Source organism: uncultured Phenylobacterium sp., from assembly GCF_902826855.1.
In the GTDB taxonomy this organism is placed as follows: Bacteria; Pseudomonadota; Alphaproteobacteria; order Caulobacterales; family Caulobacteraceae; genus Phenylobacterium.
In genome coordinates this window covers 1-1,208 of the sequence record NZ_CADEGK010000129.1, presented here as the reverse complement: position 1 = coordinate 1,208, position 1,208 = coordinate 1, and the positions used below count along the sequence as shown (strand labels likewise).

The following is a 1,208-nucleotide window of genomic DNA, read 5'->3' as shown; positions in this document are numbered from 1 at the left end:
GCGCCGGATCGGTCAGTTCGAGGTCTCCGCCATCGGGCTGGGCTGCATGAGCCTCAGCCACGCCTATGGCAGCCCGCCGCCGCGCGAGCAGGCCGAGCAGGTGCTGCTGGGCGCGCTCGACGCCGGCTACACCTTCTTCGACACAGCCGCCGTGTATGGGCTCGGCCACAACGAGACCCTGGTGGGCGAGGTGCTGAGCCCGCACCGTGACAAGATCGTGCTGGCCTCCAAGTGCGGCATCACCGACGCCACCGGGACCCAGCGCGGCATCGACGGCCGGCCGGAGACGATCAAGGCGCTCTGCGACGTCAGCCTGCGCCGGCTCAAGACCGACGTGATCGACCTCTACTACCTGCACCGCTGGGACCGACAGGTGCCGATCGAGGAGAGCGTGGGCGCCCTCGCCGACCTCGTCGCGGCCGGCAAGATCCGCAGCATCGGCCTCTCGGAGGTTTCCGCCCCCACCCTGCGTCGCGCCCACGCCACGCACCCGATCGCGGCCCTGCAGACCGAGTACTCGCCGTGGACCCGCAACCCGGAGATCGCGGTGCTGGACGCCTGCCGCGAGCTGGGCGTCGCCTTCGTGGCCTTCTCGCCGGTCGGCCGCGGCTTCCTGGCCGGAGAAGGGCAGGACCCTGCCAAGCTCGAAGAGAACGACTTCCGGCGTGGCATGCCGCGCTTCCAGGGCGCCGCGCTGGCCGCCAACGTGAAGCTCTATGCGGCGTTCGCGGACATCGCCCGATCGGCCGGCTGCACGACCGCCCAACTCTGCTTGGCGTGGTTGCTGCACAAGGGCGACGACCTCATCCCCATCCCCGGCACCACGAACCCGGCCCACATGCGCGACGATGCGGCGGCGGCGGACATCAGGCTTTCGCCCGAGATCATCGCCCGGGTGGACGCCACGGTGAACGGGGAGACCGTCACGGGGCCCCGCTACGCGCCGGCGATGCAGGCGTCCGTCGACACCGAGCGGATGCCCTCGGAGGCCGAGGCGGCCTAGATCCGCCGCTCCAGGCCCTCCCAGTAGGGCTCGCGCAGCTTGCGCTTGAAGATCTTGCCGGAGTCCTCGCGCGGCAGTTCGGTGGCCAGGTCGACCTTCTTCGGGACCTTGTAGCCCGCCATCTTGCCGCGCGCCCAGGCTCTCACCGAGGCCTCGTCCAGAGTCACGTCGGGATAGGGCTGGACCACGGCGCAGACCGCCTCGC

At 70.9% G+C, this 1,208-nt stretch carries 1 protein-coding gene and 1 pseudogene; one reads left to right on the top strand and one right to left on the bottom strand.

From position 1 onward, the window contains the following. The coding region (locus QZV94_RS16670; RefSeq protein WP_293679182.1) for an aldo/keto reductase at window positions 1-1,003 on the top strand (1,003 nt) is incomplete at its 5' end. Here the strand turns inward: QZV94_RS16670 and QZV94_RS16665 are convergent. Beyond that, window positions 1,000-1,208: pseudogene (locus QZV94_RS16665) on the bottom strand (long-chain fatty acid--CoA ligase); the annotation flags it as partial. The gene QZV94_RS16670 and the pseudogene QZV94_RS16665 sit on opposite strands and share 4 nt — an antisense overlap.